Raw genomic sequence first — 19,060 nt, 5'->3', positions numbered from 1 at the left:
CGCGATCCATGCCCGCAAGGGGCGCGCCGGTCATTGGATCTTCGACGACGCCGGCGAGATCGGCCGGGACGTTAACCGTCTGCCGCGCCACCGGCAGCCCTACGTCGACGTCTCGACGGCGATCGACCGAGTCCGGCGGAACGGCATGCCGATCAGCTCGGGCCAGGTGATCTCCGAACTGCCCTTCGGCTTCTGGCACCAGATGGTCTCGAAACGGCAGTCGTTCCTCTGGCCGGACTTGGCGGGCGCGTTCCCGAACAGCCCCAACCGCGGCCAGGCGACCGTGCACGACCCCGTGGCCCGATTGCGGAGCTCCCCCGCAACCGCACCGGCCACCATTACCGCATCTGGTAGTTCGACCTCGGTGGCCGATATGTCGACATCCTCACCCTCGCGGACTACCTCGACCCCGAACTCGCCGCGTGGATCGATGATCGATCGCGGGTCCCCGGGCTGCTCGCACGGAAGCCGTGAGCGTGCATCCACTTTCTACTCGGTGGAGTCGAGGGCGTCGGGGCGGTGGCGGCGGATGCGGATGGGGCCGTGCAGGTCGGCCGGATCGACCGGCTCGCCGCCCTGCGTGATGTCGACCTCGCCGCGGGCGACCAGGCGGCGGGCGGCTTCCCGCACCGGTTCCATCAACGGCCGCCAGTCGTCACCGCCCGCGGCCTTGGCCGCATCCGAGGGGCAGATCGACGACGTGGCGGCGCGGCTCGCCAGCAGGTCGAGGATGGTGCGCTCGAGCGGGTCGTCCATCTCCGCAGTCTGCACCCCCTTGCGGCCTGCGGCGAGGGGCCTAGCGTGAAGCGCATGAACCCCTCAGACATCCACTGGAACGAGCAGGCCCGCGCGAAGATCCTCGACGACGCCGACCGTGTGCTGCGGGAGGCGGTCCTCGCGACCGCGTCCTCCCACGCCGGGGAGGACTCCGACACCGTCTACGCCGAGCTCAACCGCCGCCTCAAGGACCGGTTCATCGACTACGAGCCCGGGCCGGACGTGCGCACCTACGCCGACGCCATCGTCGCGGGCGAGATCGACGCCGAGCCGGCCGAGGGGACCGAGAGCGCCGGCACCCAGAGCACCGGTACCGACAGCACCGGCACCGGGGCATGAACCTCCCCGACGACCTGGTCGCCCTGCTCGAGCGCCCCGCGCTCTGCTACCTCGCCACCACCATGCCCGCCGGTTCCCCGCAGCTCACCCAGACCTGGGTCGACACCGACGGCGAGCACGTGATCATCAACAGCGTGCTGACGCACCAGAAGGTGCGCAACATCCAGCGCGACCCCCGCGTCGCCGTCGCGGTCTCCGATCCGGCGAACCCGGGATTCTTCTACCAGGTGCGCGGGCGGGTGCTCGAGGTCGCGACCGAGGGCGCGGTCGACCACATCGAGAAGCTCTCCCAGAAGTACACCGGCGGCCCCTACCCCTGGTACGGCGGCCGCGACCAGACCCGGGTCATCCTCGTCATCGAGGCGCAGCACATCAGCACCCCGCACTGATGGGCGACCAGGTGAGCGGTGTGCCGCATCCGTCCTCCACGGATACCGCGCCGGAGAGTGCGGGGATCACCGAGACCGCGGTGCGGCGGCGTGCCGAGCTCGAGCACCACGCGGCCACCCTCTTCGTCGGCGCGGTACTGACCATGGCGATCGTCTGCGGAGCCGTCATCGTCTCGGGCTGGTTCGCCGGCGTGCTCGTCGATCGCTGGGAGCGGGTCTTCTGGGCCGGCGCTCTGCTCGGTGGGCTGATGGTCGCGACCTTCGCGGCGGCGGCCGCACCCGGCGGCCGGGACGCGCGGCGGGCGTGCCGCCGGATCGCCTGGCTCACCCGCGCCGGACTCGCACTCTTCGTGCTCGCACCCGCCCTGTGCATCCTCGCCCTCGTCGGCGACTTCTACCGACTCTGAGCGGCCCCGCGGCCCCGCAGCCCGACGGCCCCGCGGCCCCGGCGGCTCGGGCGACGGGTGTCGCACAGGCGAGCGGGAAGCGCAAGGGGGGTGGGTGATCGGGGGCCCGGGAGCACGGTGAGGACCAGGCCCGCACTCGGCGGGCCACCCAGTCGATGGAGGCTCACCGTGTATTTCCACGCTCAGGAATGGATCAACGACATCGCCGAGGACGAGCCGGACCCGGCCGCGGCCAACGCCCTGCAGGAGGGTCTCGGCGGACAGTTCGGCGAGATGCGTACGATGATGCAGTACCTCTTCCAGGCCATGAACTTCCGCGGGCCCTCCGCGAAGCCGTACCGCGATCTCATCCAGGGCGTCGGCACCGAGGAGATCAGCCACGTGGAGCTCATCGGGACCACCATCTCCCGCCTGCTGGACGGCTCGCCGAACTACCAGGGCAAGCCGACCGATCCGCTGGACACCCCGGGTGCGGGAGGCGCGACGCCGCTCGAGATCGCCCTGGATCACGGCAACATCCACCACTACCTGGTCGGTGCGCAGGGTGCGATGCCGGTCGACGCCGCGGGCAACCCCTGGCTCGGCAGCTACGTCTACAACTCGGGCAACCTCGTGCTCGATCTGCTCTACAACCTGATGCTCGAGTCGACCGGGCGGCTGCAGAAGTGCCGCATCTACGAGATGACGGCGAACGCGACCGCGCGCTCGACGATCGCCTACCTGATCGTGCGCGACCAGGCCCACGAGAACGCCTACGCCAAAGCGCTCGAGACGCTCGGGGTCGACTGGAAGAAGACCCTCCCGATCCCGAAGACGAACGCCGAGCGGTTCCCCGAGGTCAAGAAGCTGGTCGACCTCGGGCTGCAGAGCAAGCAGTATTCGTTCGACCTGAAGGGCGAGTCCGAGGCCGGTCGGATCTTCCAGGGCGCGTCGCCCTCGAACGACGGCACCGATCTCGACGCGAGCGAGCAGGCTCCGATCGGCACCCCGTCGTTCATCGCCCCGGAGCGCCTCGAGGAGTTCAGCCCGGGGCTCGACCCCGACCTGCTGAAGCTCATCCAGGCGACCGCCGAGCAGGAACTCGCCGACGTGGAGGCGTTCTACGGGCCCACCGGAGAGCGGTAGGCAGCCACGCGAAGGCGCTCGCCGGAGTGCCCCGGCACGCGGGGAGCGCACACCGACGCAGCGAGCGGGGACCGCCAGGGCTCAGCGGGGGAGGACGATCGCCATGGTCGTGCCCGAGCCGAGTTCGCTCCGGATGTCCATGCGCCCGCCGTGGGCCGTGACGATCGCCTTGGTGATCGTGAGGCCGAGCCCGACCCCCTGCACCGCGTTCTGGGTCGCCGTGGTGGCGCGGAAGAACCGTTCGGCGAGTCGGTGCAGCTCGTCCTCGGCGATGCCGTAGCCGGTGTCGGTCACGACGATCCGCACCTCGCCGTCCGAGTGCTCCAGCCCCAGGCTCACCGAGCCCCCGCTCGGCGTGAACTTGACGGCGTTGGAGAGGATGTTGTCGACCGCCTGACCCAGCCGTGTCGCGTCGACCGAGACGACGAGATCCTCGGTGCCGAGGTCTGAGTGCAGCTGCACCCCGGTCGCCTCGGCCACCGGTCTGGCCGTCTCCAGCGAGGCGCGGAGGATGCCCGGCAGCGAGGTGGGCGAGGTCGCGACGGTGAACCGGCCCGAATCGACCTGGGCGGTGAACAGCAGGTCGCCGACCAGGCGCAGCAGCCGGCGGGCGTTGCGGTCGACGATGCCGAGGTACTTCGCCTGCTGCCGCGACAGCGGCTCGTCCTCGTCCTCCCGCAGCAGCTCGACGTACCCGAGGATCGAGCTGAGCGGGGTGCGCAGCTCGTGCGAGATCAGCCCCGCGAACTCATCCTTCAACCGCTCGATCTCGCGCGCCGAGGTCTCGTCGGTGGCGACGAAGATGTAGCCGGCCGGCTCGCTGCGCTCGTCCAGGCGCTGGGCGATCGAGACCTGGGCGGTGAACTCCGTGCCGTCGTTGCGGAGATAGGTCCAGTCGCGCACGTCGCGCAGCCCGTTGCTCGCCGTCTCGACGAGCCCCTCGAACACCGCCTCGCTCGAGCTCTGCCAGGGAGCGGGAGCAACGGTGCCCCCGCCGGCCCCGCCGAGGCGCGACTCCTCGCGGATCTCCTCCCGCCGGTGCAGGTCGGTGATCCGGAGCCGCCCGATCACCTGCGCGGCCGGATACCCGAGCAGCGACTCCGCGCCGGGGTTCCAGACCGTGATCAGCCCGCTCAGGTCGGTGCCGATGATCGCGTGGCCCTTGATCGCCGTCCAGACCTCGTCGAGCAGGCGGTTCGCCCGCACGATCTGCCGCTCGCGCTTGCCGGCCTCGCTGTTGGCGAGTTCGAGCGAGGCCACGAGCAGGTCCCGCTCGGCGTTCGACTCCTGCAGCTGCACCACCCGCCGGTTCACGACCCGCGCGATCTGGTTGATCAGCACGGCGGCGATGGTCAGGATGACCGGGGTGAAGACCAGCCTCACCGCATCCGAGGCGCTCTGGATGACCGAGACCCCGACGATGAACGGCAGCGAGGTGGTCGCGGTCACGCCCGCGGCGGCGATGACGACGCTGCGGATGCCGGGCTCGGAGGCGATCCACACCATCGGGAGCACGTACAGCGCGCTGAACGGCGAGGCCTGGCCGCCGGTGCCGAGCCGCAGCAGCGCGACGGCCACGAAGGTCGCGATCGGGATGGCGATCTCCCAGCCCGGCGACAACCGGGTGCGCGGCAGCAGGGCCGCGAACCCGGCCGCGACCAGCACGATGAGGTCGGCCGCGACGACGGGGGCGACCAGGGCCTCGACCACGACCGGGGAGAGCACGACGATGTTCGCGAGCAGGAAGGCGACCAGCGAGGAGAGCTGCTTGAGCAGCGGCGACCACGATCCGAACGCCCCCGATCCGCGCCGTAGCGCGGGGCGGCCAGGGCCCTTCGCGCTCCCGGCGCCCGCGGGGCTGCCGGCGCTCATCACACGCGCTCGGCGACGCCGCGGAGGAAGTCGACGAGTTCGCGAACCTGGAAGGGCTTCGTGATCAGGCCGTTCGCCCCGGCCGCGTGCACGGCCTCCGCGGTGCTCGGCTGGGCGTTCGCGGTGATGATGAGCACGTGCTGCTCGCGCAGCACGTCGTCGGCCCGCATCTTCTCGACCAGCTCGATCCCGGTCATCCCGGGCATGGAGATGTCGAGGATGGCCAGGTCGATGTCATCGGCGCCGAGGAGCTGCCAGGCGACCAGACCGTCGCCGACCGCGGCGACGACCTCGTGGCCGGCGCGCTCGACCGCGATCGTCACGAGGTCGCGCAGATCCTCGTCGTCATCCGCGATCAGCACCCTCATCAGGACCCCCGTTCTGCACCGGCGCGGCGATCGCCCCGGCATCCTCTGGAAACAGCGCTCCGAACAGGCGCGCGACATCGCCCTTGGTGAAGGGTTTGGGCAGCACGCCGTCGACCAGGGGGTAGGCCTCGAGGCCGAGCACCGAGGTGACCACGAGCACGCACTCCGGCACGTCGTCCTTCATCGTGCGGATGAGCTGCCAGCCGTCGATGCCGGGCAGCAGCAGATCGATGATCGCCACGGCGGGTGCCAGGCGGCGGTACGAGGTCATCGCGGCCTCGGCCGTACCGACGACGGTGACCTGGAGGCCGAGACGCTCGAGGTGGTGGCGGAGCAGTTCGCCCTGCTCCTCGGAGTCGTCGACCACGAGCGCGGTGCGCCGGGTCGACGTGGTCCAGGTGTCGTTCATCCCGTTCCCCCCATCGCTCGCCCACAGCCGACCGGTGCGGGGTGCGAGCGCTCACATCATCGCATGCCCGAGCGTCCGGGGCCTACAGGCGTCGCGGAGTCAGAGGGGGTGCGCGAGGTTCAGGATGCGGTGGGTCGCGCGGTCCAGCGGGCGCAGCAGGCGCCCCCGACCGGTCAGCCGTGCAGGTTCTCGCCGAGGGCGCGGATCGACCGCAGCCCGTCGAGGGTCGCCGCACGATCCGCGTCGACCGGGCTCGACTCGACCGGCCCCAGCACCTCGGGCCCGCCCGCCCGCACCGCCTCGAGGATCGCGGCGACGTCGTCGAAGACCTGCTCGGCACCCGCCTCGCGGAGCTCGTCGGCCCCGATCCCGCCCGAGAGCACGCCGATCGCCCGCACGCCCGCGCGCCCGGCCGCCTCCGCGTCCCAGCGCGTGTCGCCGATCATCACGGCCTCCTCGGCGCTCACCCCGGCCCGCTCGAGGGCGGTGCCGATGATGTCGGGCTCGGGCTTCGCGGTCTCGACGTCGTCGGCGGTGGTCGCCGCGTGCAGGAAGTCGTCGACATCCAGCACCCGCGAGAGCGCCTCGAACTCCTCCGGCGGCGCGGAGGTGGCGAGCACCACCCGTACCCCGGCGTCGTGCAGCGCCTGGATCAGCTCGCGCGCCCCATCGAACCGGCGCAGCCGGGGGACGAGCGGTTCGTAGTGCTCGGTGTGCTTCTGGCTCGCCTGCTCGCCCAGACGCTCCTCGTCGTCGCCCAGCAGATCCTCGAGGAGCTTGTCCGAGTCGAGCCCGATCGACCGGTGCACGCGCCAGGCGTCGACCGGGTGACCGACGTCGGCGAAGGCGCGCGCCCAGGCGTCGACGTGCAGGTAATTGGAGTCGACGAGCGTCCCGTCGATGTCGAACAGGACGGCGCGAACGCTCTGAGTAGCCATGGCCCCACTGAACCACCGATCGCCCCGGTCGGCACCCGGGCGTATCGTCGTGACCCATGACCGTCGTCATCGCCTTCGTCGCGAACATCCTCGTCGCCCTGGCCAAATCCGTCGTGGCCGCCCTCACGGGGTCGGCGTCGATGCTCGCCGAGGCCGCGCACTCGTGGGCGGATGCGGGCAACGAAATCTTCCTGCTGATCGCCGACCGGCGCGCGGAGAAGAAGCGCGACCCCGTGCATCCGCTCGGTTACGGCCGCGACGCCTACATCTTCTCGTTGTTCGCGGCGTTCGGGATCTTCACCGTGGGGGCCGTGGTGTCGGTCTACCACGGCATCCAGAGCCTGGCGGCGCCCGAGGCCGTCGAGGACTACACGCTCAACTACATCGTGCTGGCCGTGGCGTTCGTGCTCGAGGGCTTCTCGCTGATGCAGTCGGTCCGGCAGGGCCGGAGGGACGCGGCGCGGTACGAGCGCGGCTTCTTCGACTACGTCGTCAACGGTTCGAACACGACCTTGCGCTCAGTGTTCTTCGAGGACACCGCGGCGCTCCTCGGCCTCGTGATCGCGGCCGCCGGCATCGGTCTGCACCAGGCGACGGGCGATCCGATCTGGGATGCGCTGGGCTCGATCGCGATCGGCGTGCTGCTCGGTGGGGTGGCCCTGCTGCTGATCAGCCGCAACCGGCGCTACCTGCTGGGGGCGGCACCGAGCCCGGCCTATCGCGCGCAGCTGGGGCGGGCGCTGCTCGCGCACCCCGAGATCCAGCGGGTGACCGCGCTGTACCTGGAGTTCAGCGGGCCGGGAGAGTTGTTCGTGGTGGCCGCCGTCGACCTGGTCGGCGACGGGCCGGAGGACGGCGTGGCCCGGCAGCTGCGGCGGCTCGAGGGGGAGCTCGAGCAGCAGGAGGAGCTGATCGGGCGGGCGGTGCTGACGCTGGCGGTGAGCGACGAGCCGTCGCTCGACTTCAGCCGGGAGGGCGCGGGTCGTCAGGGCGGCGGTCGGTAGGGCGTCAGTCGGCCGGGCGGCGGTCGGTAGGGCGTCGCTCGGCCGGGCTGCCCGCGATGATGCGGTGGGCGTGCGAGGTGCTGCGGGCGTACCACCCGGTGCGGCGGTAGGGGCGGATGCGCACGCCGGCCGGGATGGGCACGCGGCGGGCGTCGAGCCGCGGTTCGCTCGCGCAGTCGAGCACGAGCGGGGTGGCGTCGGGGCCCTCGCCGACCTCGCCGAGCCACAGCACGCAGTGCGAGATCGGGCCGCGGTCGGAGCGGAGGTAGAGGATGTCGCCCGGGAGGAGGCGCGCGGTGAAGTCGTCGTAGTCCGTCGAGGGCACGACCCGCACCTCGTGGTGCCGCGGCCCGAGCAGCGGGCCCGTGCGGTGCAGCTCGGCCTGCTCGCCCACCGCGGTCGGCAGGGTGATGCCGAGGGCGTAGGAGTGGACGAACGCGACGAAGTTGCTGCAGTCGAGGCCCGGACCGGTGCGGCCCGAGCGCACCTCGCGGTGGGGCCAGCCGGCCGGCGGATCCCAGGCGGGGATGTGGTGGTGCTGGTAGTCGAGGCCGATCAGGCCACCGGCCACCCCCAGCAGGCGCTCGCGGGCGAGGTCGCCGTCGAACCGCCCGGCAGGGGCGGGATACGCGAGGGCGCGAGGGCCCCACGATCCCCAGCGCCGTTCCGTCTCGGGTGAGTACCAGTCGTGGCGTGGGATGACGGCCTGGGCGTCGGGGGAGTTCCAGGGAGTCTCGTCGAACCCGGCCTCCCGGTCGGCGGTGGGCGTGCGGAAGCGGAGTCGGTACGGGGAGTCGTAGTCGGCGTCGGTCATCCACACATCACCCGTCCACTATTGCAGGCCGGTGTCCTCCGGGATTTCATGGGGTATGACCGACGACGACATCCCGGACGCCGACCCCACCGACGGGCGCAACGAATCGCCCAACGAGCGGTACGACCGCAACTGGTCCGAGCTGCTGCAGGAGTTCCGGGTGCTCCAGACGGGCACGCAGATCCTGGCCGGCTTCCTGCTGACCCTGCCGTTCCAGCAGCGGTTCACCGAGCTCGGCCGGTTCGACCACGGGCTCTACCTGGGGCTGGTCGTGCTGGCCGTGGTGCTGACGCTGCTCGCGCTCACGCCGGTCACGCTGCACCGGCTGCTGTTCCGGCAGAAGGCGAAGAAGGAGCTGGTGCAGGCCTCCAGCGCGATCCTGATCGTCTGTCTGGCCGCGGCATCCGTCTTGTTCATCGGCATCGTGCTGTTCGTCTTCGACTTCGTGATCTCGCCGCAGGCCGGTCTCTGGGCGGCGGCCTCGGTGCTGGTGCTCGTCATCCTGATCTGGCTCGTCGGGCCCGCCCTGGTGCGCTCGGCCCGCCGCCGGGTCGACGGTTCCGGTGAGTCGTCTGAAAGCCCGCTGTCAAGCGGTGGTGGGCGGCGAGGATCGGGCGTGGACTGAAAGACGAGGCGGCCCCGTCGTGGGCCCGAACGACTAGCACTACGAGGAGAGCATCATGGTTCAGATCATCGAGACGGTCGACGTGGACGTGCCCGTGAACACGGCATACAACCAGTGGACCCAGTTCGAGAGCTTCCCGCACTTCCTCGACGAGGTCGAGTCGATCACGCAGAGCGACGACACCCACACGCACTGGAAGGTCAAGGTCGGCGGGGTCGAGCGCGAGTTCGACGCCGTGATCACCGAGCAGCACCCGGACGAGCGCGTGGCCTGGAACAGCGTCGGCGGAGACACCGAGCACGCCGGGGTCGTCACCTTCCACAAGCTCACCGACGACACCTCGCGGGTCACCGTGCAGCTCGACTGGGAGCCCGAGGGGCTCCTCGAGAAGGCGGGCGCGGCGCTGGGTCTCGGCAAGCACGCCGTGAAGAAGGATCTGGAGAACTTCAAGGAGTTCATCGAGAAGCAGGGCTCCGAGACGGGTGCCTGGCGCGGCGACGTCGAGAACTGAGCCCGGGTTCCGGCTGGCGCCTCGGCGCACCGGTGCTTGGGGTCTTGGCGCGCTGGTGCCTGGGTTCTCGGCGCACCGGTGCCTGGTGTTAGCCGTCGCTTCGGTCGTCACTGTCGCCGACCCGTCAGTTGTTGCCGCTATGCAGTGGGCGTAGCGACAACGAGTGACGGATCGGCGGCCTTAGGGTTCGCGAGGGCGACCTCGTACCCGCCCGCGTCGGTGCGGGTGACGAGCCCGCGTTCCTCGAAGGCGTCGAGCCAGCCCTGCATCGGCCAGGTGCCCCAGCGGGCACGGAAGACGCGGGCGTTCCGCACGATGTCGGCCACGTGCTCGACCGGGGGCGAGGACACGGCGTGGTGCTGATGGTAGGCGCGCGCTGACCCGACCCAGGCGAGCTCGACGTCACGACTGCGTGCGGTGAAGGCGAAATCGGTGTCCTCGCCGCCGTAGCCGACGTACTCCTCGGCGAAGCCGCCGATCCGTCGCCAGACGTCGGCGCTCAGGGCGAACGACAGCGACCAGAACAGTTCGTGGGCGCCGCCGAGCTCGATCTCGCCCGGCGCGGGTGCGGGGCGGGCGGGATGCGGGCGGTCGAGTTCGCCCAGCGCCTCCAGCCGGTAGCCCCCGGCCGGAGCCGGCGGCAAGTACGTCACGGGCCCACACAGCAGTCGCTCCGAGGTTTCCGCGTTGGCTCCGGCGACGGCATCCGCCGAGGAGGTATCCGAGGTGGTGGGGGCGCCCGCGGCGGCGTAGGCGCCGATCGCGGTGGGGGCGGGCAGGCAGTCGACGTCGAGGAAGATCAGCACCTCGGCCCCGAGCTCCAGCGCCGTCGCGGCGCCGAGGTTGCGAGCGCGCGCCAGCGGCAGTGCCCCGCCGCTGCCGTGCGATTCTCCGCCCGCGTTGCCGCGGGAACCGTCGGCGGCGTCGGCGGCTGGCCGGTGGTCCATTGAGCCGTGCTGCTCGGGGGCCGCGGGGGCGCGGTCGATGGTGACGAGGTGGGGGCGGTTCGGGCCGGCGGGGAGGAGGGCCTCGATGGCGGGGTCGTCCATCGCGACGATCACGTGGTGGTCGGGACGGGGATCGCAGAGCGCCACCGCCTCGAGCTGCCGGCGGAGATGATCGTGGCGACCGTGGACCACTGTGATCAGGGCGGTGACGGGCCCCGCCGCATCCTCGCCGCCCCTCACCCCGCCACCCCGAATCGGCGCACCGGCGCGTTGCTCGACTCGGCAGCCGGCTCGTCGTGGACATCGGCGCGGGGGTCGGGGCGCGCGATGCTCAGGATGACGGCGGCGGCGCGTGCGGCGCCCTGGCCGTCGTTCCAGGTCGACCAGGCGGCCCCGTTCTCGGGGGCGACCGCGGCGAGCAGAGTGGGCCAGTCCGCATCCTCGAACGACTCGGCGGTGACCACCGGCCACGGCCCGCGCTCGAGCGCCCGGGCGGTGTGGTGCTGTTCGTCGTGTGGGCGATCCTGCGCGATCACCACTGCAGGCACCCGCGCCGCGGCCACCTCGGCGATCGCGTTCTGCCCGGCGTGGGTGACGACGACGTCGGCGGCGCGGATGAGCGGCCAGGGATCCGCGACCCACCGCCCGGCCGGGCCTCCGATGACGTCCCACTCCCAGTCCGGTGACATCGCCTCGGCGCGGGTGCGCGCGGCCGCCGACATCCCGCCGCCACCGCTGCCCGCGAGCACGAGCACCCGAGGCCGCCCGCCCCCGCCGGCCGTGACGGTCGGGCCCACGGGGGTGCTGGGCGACGGGTCCGCGGCCGGGAGGCGGTAGGTCGCGCCCGCGGGGGTGGCGCGGGAAGGGTCGGCGGGCGCGAAGCGGGCGATCGCGCCGATGGGGGTGTGCTTGGCCAGGGCGTCCGGGTCGAGGCCGGTGAGCATGTGCTCGGCGGAGGGCGGCCAGGCCGAGACGATCGCCGACGACACCGCGAAGCCGAGCCGGTGCGCTTCGTCGTCGCGGCGACCGGGCAGGGCGATCGTGACCACCGGGATGCCGTGCAGTCGGGCGAGCAGGGCGACCTCGACCGAGACGTCCGAGACGACGACCGCCGGGCGCGCGGCCCCGATCCACGCCGAGATCCGTGCCATCCGATCGCGCAGCCCGTCGTGCCCGACCGGCACCCAGTGCAGCCGCCCGCCCGCGCTCACGTCGCGCGCGACGACATCGGCGCGACCGCCGGTCTCGGGATTTACGCCGGCCCCGGCCACGTCGGGGGCGTCAGCGGACCCGGCCGCCTCGAGGGCCTCGCCGGATCCGGCTGCCTCGGCTGCCTCGATGGACCCGGCCACCCCGCGATTCTCGCCTGCTCCGGCAGCCTCAGCCTCGGCAGCCTCGGCAGCCTCGGCAGCCTCGGCAGGCTCGGCCGGCTCGGCCGGCTCGACCGGATGCTCGTCGGCGTCGAGGGGGAGGGTCACCCAGTCGCCGGCCCAGGAGTCCGGACGCGGCAGGGACGACAGACCCGTCACCTCCGCACGGCCCGCGAGTGCCGTCGCGATCGCTCCCGCCCGCGAGAGGTGCCCGCTGCCCACGTGATGCACGTAGTACCCCACGATGATCACCGCGTCAGACCGCTCTTTCGCCGTCCCGAGACGCTCGGGCGGGCCGTCGGGGCCCACCGCGTCGGGGCCAACCGCGTCAGAGCCCAGCGCGTCAGGGGTCACCGCGTCAGGGGCCGAGGGGTCGCTCGCGGCCACGGGCTCAGGCCGCACGCGCAGGCTCGACCGCGGCCTCGTACAGCGCCTCGTACCCCCGCACCATCACCTCGAGCGAGCAGTGCTCCTCGGCGTACTGGCGCACCTCCGCCCTCGGCAGCCGCGCGGCCGCGAGCATCGCCTCCGCCAGCGAATCCGGGTCGTCCGGCCGCGCCAGCCGCCCGCCCTCCGGCCGCACGATCTCGGGCAGCGCACCGCGCGCGAACGCCGCCACCGGCGTGCCGCACGCCATCGCCTCGGCCGCCACCAGCCCGTACGGCTCCTCCCACTGCGGCGTCACGACCGCCACCGCCGCGCGGCCGACCCGCTCCGCCAGCTCGGTGGTGCCGAGGTGGCCGAGATACCGGATGCGGTCGTCGAGCCGGGGCGCGATCAACCGGTCGAAGTAGTCGTGGTCGTAGATCGGGCCGGCGAGGTCCAAGGGCATGCTGGCGATCCGCGCCGCCTCCACCGCGAGGTGCGGACCCTTCTCGGCGACGAGCCGCCCCGACCAGATCGCCCCCTCGCCCCCGGTTCCCAGCCGCCAGCGGGTGGTGTCGACCCCGTTCAGGATGACCTCCGCATCCGTGCTCGCCCGCCACTGCTCGGCCGTGAACCGACTCACCGCGACGAACCGCGCCGAGGGCGTGAGCCGCATGGCCGACTCGAGCCACGGCGTCGGCGGGGTGTGCAGCGTGGTCAGGAGCGGAACCCGGAGCGTCTCGGACATCGCCACCGGCAGGTGGTGGAGGCTGTTGTTGTGCACCACGTCGAAGCGGCTTCCGGCCGAGCTCGACAGCTCCAGCATCAGGCCGAGGTAGGCGTGGTGCTCCTGCATCCAGTGCTCGGGCGGCGCGGCGACGTCGTTGCGTGCTGCGGCGCTGAACTCGAACGGCTCGATGGTCAGCTCGCGCGCGTCCAGGGCCGGGTCGCTGCCCGGGGCGGCGAAGAGCGTGACCTCGTGCCCGCGCTTCGCCAGCGCCGTGGCGAGGGAGTGGGTGTGCGCCTCGAGACCCCCGGCGAACGGTTCACGCACCGGGAACCGGCTCGACGCGATCAGGCAGATCCGCAGCGCCTTCATGACAGCAGCGCCCGGTACAGCTCGAGGTGGGCGGCGGCGACCTCGTCGCGCTGACGGAGGCGCTCGCCGAGGTCGGCCGCCTCGGGGCGGGGGCGGCTCGCCGCCGCCAGTAGCGCTGCGACGAGGGACTCGCCGTCGAGGGTCTCACCCTCGCGGTGGTACGACAGCACCGGGCCCTGGTCGGCGTAGTAGCCGATGTCGGGGGCGACGACCGCCGTACCGAGGTCGCGGCAGGCCTCGAGCCAGCCCGAGTGCGTGCCGAAGCGGTAGGGCAGCACCGAGACGTCGAGCGACGAGAGGTAGGTCCACAGCTCGTCGTCGGTGAAGAAGTCGTGCACGTACAGGTCGAGGACTCCGCGCGCCTCGGCGTCGCGGAGGAACGTGGCGAGCGCGGCGTCGTACCGGGCGCCCTCGGGGTCGAGCACGTCGGCGTGCCCGTTCACCTGCAGCACGGCCGTTCCCAACCGCCCCTCCTCGATCGCGCGGGCGATGGTCTCGATAACCGGCAACGGATCCATGCTCGCCCGCAGGCTCTTGACGTGCACGCCGATGCGGAAGGGGGCGTCGGATGAACGGGGCGAGTCCTGCACCCGCCGCATGGTGTCCGCGTCGACGACGTGCGGATGCGGCACGACGAGCGCGGTGCGCCCCCAGCGCCGGCGGATCTCGTCGGCCGCCCCGGTCGTCAGGGTGACCAGCGCATCGGCGGCGGGCACGAGCACGTCGAGCTGGGCGTCGTGCGCCTCGCGCTCGGCGTGATGCGGGTTGCGCAGGTCGTGCACCGTGTAGACCAGCGGCTTGCCCTCGGCCCGGAGTGCCTCGACGAGAGCCAGGAGCTCCTCCGGCGTGCGGGCGTCAAAGCCGAACTGGAGGTGGAAGACGTCGAACTCGTCCGCGTGATCGTGGATCCACTCGGGGTCGAGCATGACCGGGGGCCACCAGCGCGACACGGCCGAGCGGCGGGGGTCGTCGGGATGCGGATCGTCCAGGCGGATGACGGCCGGAGTCGCCTCGGTGCTACCCGCCGCATCCTGTTCGCCCTCCGGCGACAGGTGCCGCACGTAGACGTGCCCCGAGGGCACCGATGCCACGCGGATCGGTGCGTGGGAACGCGCCGTCTCCTTCTCCGTCGTCCGCTCCGCTGCCCGTTCCGCTGCCCGGGCGATAATCGTCTTCACCTTGCCAGTCAACGGGGTCGCGGAAAAGACGCAACCACTTGCCGGATCGCCCGGCACCGAGTAGAGGCGAGTCCCGCGCCGCATGCGCCGGCGCGGTCACCGCCGGCGCGGTCACCGACGCCGCCGCCCGGTCACCGCCGAGAGGGCAAGCCCGCCCGGATGACCACCGCCGTCACGAGACTCGTCACCACCGCGCCCGCCAGCACGGCCGCGATCAGCGTGTGCGGCAGCACCAGCAGCGTGCCGACCACCGCGAACGCCGCGCCCAGGGCGAAGCCGGGCAGCGCCGAGCTCAGCACCTCGGCCACGGCGGCGCGACCCAGGTGGCGCCGCTGCCAGCCCATGGCGCGGAGTGCCCCGGTCTGCGCGGTGCGTCGAGCCAGGCCCAGCCGCCGCACCACGACGATCAGCACGCAGCTCGAGGCGAGCGTGACCCCGATCAGGATGCCCTGCGGCACCAGGGCCGAGGCCGTCGCGAAGGCGCCGAGCCGCGAGGGGCCGGCCGCGCTCCGGCCCTCCAGCAGCACGGCGGCGGCCGTCGCCGAGGCGAGGAAGACCAGAGCGAAGGCGAGCGCCAGCGTCGCGGTCGAGGCGCGAGAGGTGGATGCCTGTCGCAGCCCGAGCGCCGCCGGCGAGCCGAGCCGGGTGCGCCGGCTGGTCGTGCGCCCGGTGCGGGGCGGGGCGGGCGGGTGCGCGCCCCGCTCGATCAGCACCGCGGAGGTCAGCAGACTCGACCCGACCGCCAGCACGACGAGCGGCCAGGTCACGTCCTTCACCGCCGAGAGCCAGACGGCCCCCGCGCCCACGGCGACCAGCACGACCAGGGGCACGGCCTCCTCGGCCAGCAGCCAGCGTCGGATCCTCGCCCGCGGCCAGCCGATCTGCCGCAGCACGACCGTGTCGGTGCGACGCGCGGCGATCGAGCTCAGCTGCACCGTGATCAGCAGCGCGGAGGCCGCGAGCATCGCCATCACCAGCAGCGCGAGGTTCGTGGCCGAGACGCCCTGAGCGGCGCTCGCCGCGGCACCGAGGCGGGAGTACTCCAGGGCGACGACGGGCGCGGCGCCCTCAGCGGTGGGGCCCGTCGCACGGGCGCCGGCCGCATCCGTCACACCTGAACCCGCGCCGGCCGCATCCGTCGCGCCCGCGCCCGCCGCGTCCGCGTCCCCCGCCGGCGCCCGCAGCGTCACGGGCACCGCCTCGAACGACGACCCCGCGACCACCGTCGCGGTCAGCCCCAGATCGCGGATGCGGTTCGCCACCTCCAGGATGCGCGTCTGGGCCTCCGGCGAATACCCCGAGACGCCGGCGACCCGCACCCGGATCGACGACACCGGGTCGTCGATCGCGAGGGCCTGGGCGTTCTGCAGGTCGGCGACGGCCAGGGCTCCCGCGGTGTTGAGCCCGAGCCCGGACCACGACGGCGGAACGGCCCCGGGCCCGTCGGGATAGGATCCGTCGGCGCGGCTCCCGCTCAGCACCCGCGGATCGGCGGCGTCGTACCCCAGCCCGATCTGCCCGAGTCCGGCCCCCGAGGGGTGCAGGTCGGCGGGCGAGAACGACCCGACCGGCCAGGTGTTGGTCTCGATCGGTCCGAGCCCGCTCGCCTCGAAGCTCGGGATCGGGGTCTGGGTGTCGAAGAGCAGTTCGCCGTCGTCCGTCCCCGTGGCCGTCAGCTCGACCGAGGGCGGCGCATCCGGATCGTCGGAGCCCGAGGGCACGACGGTGGGCCGGGCGATCGAGTCGGCCATCGGGGTGACGGAGGAGAGGATGGGCGACCCGGTCAGGCGAAACAGCGGGTACCGCGCGTACGAGGGCTGTGCCGGGATGGTCCAGCCCGGCCACGGGATGTCGACCGCGTCGAAGCTGAGGGGCGAGAGCGCGTCGCCGGGAGCACCGGAGTAGATCGTCGTGGCGGGTCCTGCGGGGGCGGCCGAGACCTGCGACAGGTCGACGCCGCGCACGCCGTACTGGTCGTCCTCGATCCCCTGCAGGGCCGCCGCCGTCGCGGACTGGGGGGCATCCAGCGGGGCGAGCTGCACGGTGAGCTGCGACGACGGCGTCTCGACCGTGCGCGTGAGCACGGGGGTGGGCATCGGCGCGATGCCCTTGTCGAACAGGGTCGACAGGTCGTCGCCCTCGACCGGCGGGTTCGAGGCGGTGAAGAAGGTGCCGCCGAGCCGGCCGATCAGGTTGCTGGTCGCGATGAGCGGATCCATCAGCGTGCCGGCGTCGCCGAGCAGAGCCTTCTCGGCGACCGGGTCGACCAGCACGATGTGCGCGGTCTTGACGGCCTGCACCGGCAGGGTCAGCGCGGCGACGCCCTCGCCGGCGGGCGGCTGCTGCGGCGACTCGTTGTCGCCGTAGACGAAGTCGATGTTCTTCGTGATGTCGGTCTCGAGACCGTAGCCGACGGTCCCGTCCGAGCTCACGACGCGGACCGGCCGGTTCCGGTGGTCCTCGCCCACCGGCTGGAAGCCCTCCCAGGAGGACTGGTCGATGACGAAGTCGACCGACTGGTCGACGATCCGCGGCGGGGAGATGCCGTCGTCGATCGTGAGCGAGGTCGTGGCCCGGTAGGCGCGCGGGCCGGCCGAGCCGTCCAGCGGAATGGTCAGGGTGACCTTCGACACCCCGGTGGTCGTCGTCGAGATCTCGCCGATCGGCGCCGCCACGTCGACACCCTCGAGACCCTCGACCCGGTAGACCAGGTCGTCGGGGATGTGGCCGAGCGAGGCGTCGGTCAGGGCGGCCGAGGGCAGCAGCGTCTCCTCGCCGTCGACCAGGGGCGAGGCGTCGGCGGCGGTGACCAGTATGTCGTAGTCGCCGCGCCAGTTCGCGTCCAGCGTCTGCCTCAGCTGCTCGGCGGCCGTGGACTGCAGGAAGGAGGCGGCCAGGAGCACGAGCCCGATCAGGCCCAGGGCGACGATCCGCAGCCCCCGCCGGCCGAAGCGGCGCAGCGGGCCGGGCACGCGGTCGGGCCGGCTCACGCCATGACCGTGACGGTGTCGGCGGCGTCGATCAGGTTCTGGTCGTGCGCGGAGACGACGACCGCCGTGCCGGTGTCGGCGATCGAGCGCAGCAGGGCGATGACGGCGTCGGCGTTGGTGCGGTCCAGGCTCGCGGTGGGCTCGTCGACGACGAGGAGCTGCGGCTCGAAGAGCAGGGCGCGGGCCAGCGCGACTCGCTGCCGCTCGCCGCCGGAGAGCTGTTCGGGCTTGGAGCGCATCCGCCCGCCGACCCCGAGCCGGGTCAGCAGGTCGCGCGCCTTGCGGCCGCGGTCGCGGGTCTGCCGGTCGGGGACAGCGGGGAGGAGCACGTTCTCCAGGGCGGTGAGTCCGCCGATCAGCACGCCGCCCTGGTCGAGGTAGCCGACGTGGCGGCGCCGGAAGGCGGTGACCCGGTCGTCGCTCTGGCTGCCGATGCTCGTCCCCGACCAGGCGATGTCGCCCGCGGTGGGCCGCACCAGGCCGGCAGTCGCCTTCAGGATGCTCGTCTTGCCCGAGCCGCTCCGCCCGGCGAGGCAGTGCATCTGACCCGCCACGACGTCGAAGGACAGCCCTTCCACGATCACCAGGTCGGGTTCGCCGCTCCGTTCGAACCGGATCGCGACCTCCCGCACGGAGAGGGGAGCAGGAGGCGAACCGACGGTGGCTATCACGCCGTCGATCATATTTGATCTGAACGGCCTCGCGGCCTCCGGGCGGGTTACTTCGTCGGGTCGTTGCCCCAGTTCATCAGCGACTTCCGCCAGGCGGTGTCCTCGATGTCGCCGTCGGGTCGCTGCGCGCTGTGGCGGGCGACGTACCCGACGACCTTCCGCATGTGCGCGTAGTCGGCGTCGGTGTAGTCGGCCTGCTTCTTCTCGAGGATGCGGATGATGTGCCGTCCGCTCTCGTGACCGGTCGACTCGCCGCCGCCGGAGGGCTTCTGCCCGACCGCCTTCGACTCCTCCGTGTCGAGCCAGCGGCGCAGTTCGGAGGCTGTCATGTTCACGGCCTGGCGGAACTCGTCCCGGGTGGCCTTGCGGTCGTCGTCATCGTGGTCGGCGCTCATGCGGGCGAGCCTAGGCCGGGAGGGGGCGATCGGCACGCCCGGCGGCTCGGGTGCGCCGATAGGGCGGTGCGGGATCGGTCAGGGAATCTCCGTCGTGGCCGCGCGGTCGGGGGAGCGCGGTCGGGGAGTTCGCGCAACCCCTGTCCGATCCGCGGCTGTCAGGGGTTGGCTCGGAGTATGACGAACCGATCCCTGACACCCGCTCGCCTCCGCACCCTCGCCGCCGGCACGCTCCTCGCCGCCGGGGCCGTGCTCGGTCTCGCCGGCTGCGACGGCGGGGCGCAGACCTACCCCGACAGCACGATGCCCGGCTCCGAGACCGTGTCGCCGACCCCGAGCGAGACCGGCACGCCGGTCCCGACCACGGTCGACGAGTCGGGTACCCTCGGCGGGTGACCGAGCCGGGCGACCTGATGGCCAGGGGCGCTGCGACTCGGGGACGACGGCGCCCAGACGGCACCCCCCC

Annotated in this window: 22 protein-coding genes; 8 read left to right on the top strand and 14 right to left on the bottom strand. The window is 72.5% G+C overall.

The window, feature by feature from the left end:
• Positions 1-99 precede the first annotated feature (99 nt).
• Both AC59HU_RS15975 and AC59HU_RS15970 read right to left on the bottom strand, forming a co-directional pair.
• Positions 100-336, bottom strand: a complete 237-nt coding sequence (locus AC59HU_RS15975) for a hypothetical protein (protein ID WP_497224412.1) — start codon at positions 334-336, stop codon at positions 100-102.
• 153 nt (positions 337-489) lie between these two features.
• Positions 490-756: a DUF3253 domain-containing protein gene (locus tag AC59HU_RS15970; RefSeq protein WP_497224411.1), complete on the bottom strand. Its 267-nt coding sequence runs from the start codon at positions 754-756 to the stop codon at positions 490-492.
• Positions 757-810: 54 nt separating this feature from the next.
• Here AC59HU_RS15970 and AC59HU_RS15965 point away from each other — a divergent pair, with 54 nt between their 5' ends.
• The 4 genes from AC59HU_RS15965 (at position 811) to AC59HU_RS15950 (ending at position 3,037) form a co-directional block, all read left to right on the top strand.
• The gene (locus AC59HU_RS15965) at positions 811-1,116 is read left to right on the top strand and encodes a hypothetical protein (RefSeq protein WP_497224410.1); all 306 of its coding nucleotides are present in this window, start codon (positions 811-813) and stop codon (positions 1,114-1,116) included.
• Positions 1,113-1,505 (top strand): PPOX class F420-dependent oxidoreductase, encoded by a 393-nt coding sequence (locus AC59HU_RS15960; RefSeq protein WP_497224409.1) that lies wholly within the window; start codon positions 1,113-1,115, stop codon positions 1,503-1,505. The genes AC59HU_RS15965 and AC59HU_RS15960 overlap by 4 nt, the downstream gene beginning before the upstream one ends.
• Positions 1,505-1,912 carry a hypothetical protein gene (locus tag AC59HU_RS15955; RefSeq protein WP_497224408.1) on the top strand — a complete coding sequence of 136 codons (408 nt, stop codon included), beginning with the start codon at positions 1,505-1,507 and terminating at the stop codon, positions 1,910-1,912. The genes AC59HU_RS15960 and AC59HU_RS15955 overlap by 1 nt, the downstream gene beginning before the upstream one ends.
• Positions 1,913-2,080: 168 nt before the next feature.
• Positions 2,081-3,037 carry a manganese catalase family protein gene (locus AC59HU_RS15950; RefSeq protein ID WP_497224407.1) on the top strand — a complete coding sequence of 319 codons (957 nt, stop codon included), beginning with the start codon at positions 2,081-2,083 and terminating at the stop codon, positions 3,035-3,037.
• Between the two features lie 81 nt (positions 3,038-3,118).
• Here the strand turns inward: AC59HU_RS15950 and AC59HU_RS15945 are convergent, their stop codons facing one another.
• The 4 genes from AC59HU_RS15945 to AC59HU_RS15930 all read right to left on the bottom strand — a co-directional run bounded on the left by AC59HU_RS15945 (position 3,119) and on the right by AC59HU_RS15930 (position 6,624).
• Positions 3,119-4,909 (bottom strand): PAS domain-containing sensor histidine kinase, encoded by a 1,791-nt coding sequence (locus tag AC59HU_RS15945; RefSeq protein ID WP_497224406.1) that lies wholly within the window; start codon positions 4,907-4,909, stop codon positions 3,119-3,121.
• A complete protein-coding gene (locus tag AC59HU_RS15940; protein ID WP_497224405.1) occupies positions 4,909-5,277 on the bottom strand; it encodes a response regulator in 369 nt (122 codons plus the stop codon). Before AC59HU_RS15940 ends, AC59HU_RS15945 begins: the two co-directional genes overlap by 1 nt.
• Complete coding sequence (locus tag AC59HU_RS15935) at positions 5,255-5,686, bottom strand: response regulator transcription factor (RefSeq protein WP_497224404.1); 432 nt, start codon at positions 5,684-5,686, stop codon at positions 5,255-5,257. The genes AC59HU_RS15940 and AC59HU_RS15935 overlap by 23 nt, the downstream gene beginning before the upstream one ends.
• A gap of 173 nt (positions 5,687-5,859) precedes the next feature.
• Positions 5,860-6,624 carry an HAD family hydrolase gene (locus AC59HU_RS15930; RefSeq protein WP_497224403.1) on the bottom strand — a complete coding sequence of 255 codons (765 nt, stop codon included), beginning with the start codon at positions 6,622-6,624 and terminating at the stop codon, positions 5,860-5,862.
• A 56-nt stretch (positions 6,625-6,680) separates the two neighbouring features.
• On the opposite strand from AC59HU_RS15930, the gene AC59HU_RS15925 reads away from it, so the two are divergent.
• Positions 6,681-7,628, top strand: coding sequence for a cation diffusion facilitator family transporter (locus AC59HU_RS15925; protein WP_497224402.1), 948 nt, complete (start codon positions 6,681-6,683; stop codon positions 7,626-7,628).
• A gap of 4 nt (positions 7,629-7,632) precedes the next feature.
• Here the strand turns inward: AC59HU_RS15925 and AC59HU_RS15920 are convergent, their stop codons facing one another.
• On the bottom strand, positions 7,633-8,442 hold the full coding sequence (locus tag AC59HU_RS15920; protein WP_497224401.1) for an NlpC/P60 family protein: 810 nt from the start codon (positions 8,440-8,442) through the stop codon (positions 7,633-7,635).
• A 55-nt stretch (positions 8,443-8,497) separates the two neighbouring features.
• On the opposite strand from AC59HU_RS15920, the gene AC59HU_RS15915 reads away from it, so the two are divergent.
• Complete coding sequence (locus tag AC59HU_RS15915) at positions 8,498-9,067, top strand: DUF6328 family protein (RefSeq protein WP_497224400.1); 570 nt, start codon at positions 8,498-8,500, stop codon at positions 9,065-9,067.
• 55 nt (positions 9,068-9,122) lie between these two features.
• On the top strand, positions 9,123-9,578 hold the full coding sequence (locus AC59HU_RS15910; protein WP_497224399.1) for an SRPBCC family protein: 456 nt from the start codon (positions 9,123-9,125) through the stop codon (positions 9,576-9,578).
• Positions 9,579-9,715: 137 nt separating this feature from the next.
• Here AC59HU_RS15910 and AC59HU_RS15905 read toward each other — a convergent pair whose 3' ends face one another.
• The 7 genes from AC59HU_RS15905 to AC59HU_RS15875 form a co-directional block, all read right to left on the bottom strand.
• On the bottom strand, positions 9,716-10,765 hold the full coding sequence (locus AC59HU_RS15905; RefSeq protein WP_497224398.1) for a glycosyltransferase family 2 protein: 1,050 nt from the start codon (positions 10,763-10,765) through the stop codon (positions 9,716-9,718).
• Positions 10,762-12,297 (bottom strand): glycosyltransferase, encoded by a 1,536-nt coding sequence (locus tag AC59HU_RS15900; protein ID WP_497224397.1) that lies wholly within the window; start codon positions 12,295-12,297, stop codon positions 10,762-10,764. Before AC59HU_RS15900 ends, AC59HU_RS15905 begins: the two co-directional genes overlap by 4 nt.
• Positions 12,287-13,360 carry a glycosyltransferase family 4 protein gene (locus AC59HU_RS15895; protein ID WP_497224396.1) on the bottom strand — a complete coding sequence of 358 codons (1,074 nt, stop codon included), beginning with the start codon at positions 13,358-13,360 and terminating at the stop codon, positions 12,287-12,289. Before AC59HU_RS15895 ends, AC59HU_RS15900 begins: the two co-directional genes overlap by 11 nt.
• Positions 13,357-14,538, bottom strand: a complete 1,182-nt coding sequence (locus AC59HU_RS15890) for a glycosyltransferase family protein (protein ID WP_497224395.1) — start codon at positions 14,536-14,538, stop codon at positions 13,357-13,359. The genes AC59HU_RS15895 and AC59HU_RS15890 overlap by 4 nt, the downstream gene beginning before the upstream one ends.
• 131 nt (positions 14,539-14,669) lie before the next feature.
• On the bottom strand, positions 14,670-17,528 hold the full coding sequence (locus AC59HU_RS15885; RefSeq protein WP_497224394.1) for an ABC transporter permease family protein: 2,859 nt from the start codon (positions 17,526-17,528) through the stop codon (positions 14,670-14,672).
• Positions 17,525-18,199 carry an ABC transporter ATP-binding protein gene (locus AC59HU_RS15880; RefSeq protein ID WP_497224393.1) on the bottom strand — a complete coding sequence of 225 codons (675 nt, stop codon included), beginning with the start codon at positions 18,197-18,199 and terminating at the stop codon, positions 17,525-17,527. Before AC59HU_RS15880 ends, AC59HU_RS15885 begins: the two co-directional genes overlap by 4 nt.
• Before the next feature lie 47 nt (positions 18,200-18,246).
• Positions 18,247-18,594: a DUF3140 domain-containing protein gene (locus AC59HU_RS15875; RefSeq protein WP_497224392.1), complete on the bottom strand. Its 348-nt coding sequence runs from the start codon at positions 18,592-18,594 to the stop codon at positions 18,247-18,249.
• 177 nt (positions 18,595-18,771) lie between these two features.
• Between AC59HU_RS15875 and AC59HU_RS15870 the strand changes: the two genes are divergently transcribed.
• Positions 18,772-18,990: a hypothetical protein gene (locus tag AC59HU_RS15870; RefSeq protein ID WP_497224391.1), complete on the top strand. Its 219-nt coding sequence runs from the start codon at positions 18,772-18,774 to the stop codon at positions 18,988-18,990.
• Positions 18,991-19,060: the final 70 nt, after the last annotated feature.

This window comes from Herbiconiux sp. 320_LB, assembly GCF_059691755.1.
This window is presented reverse-complemented; position numbering and strand designations above follow the sequence as displayed.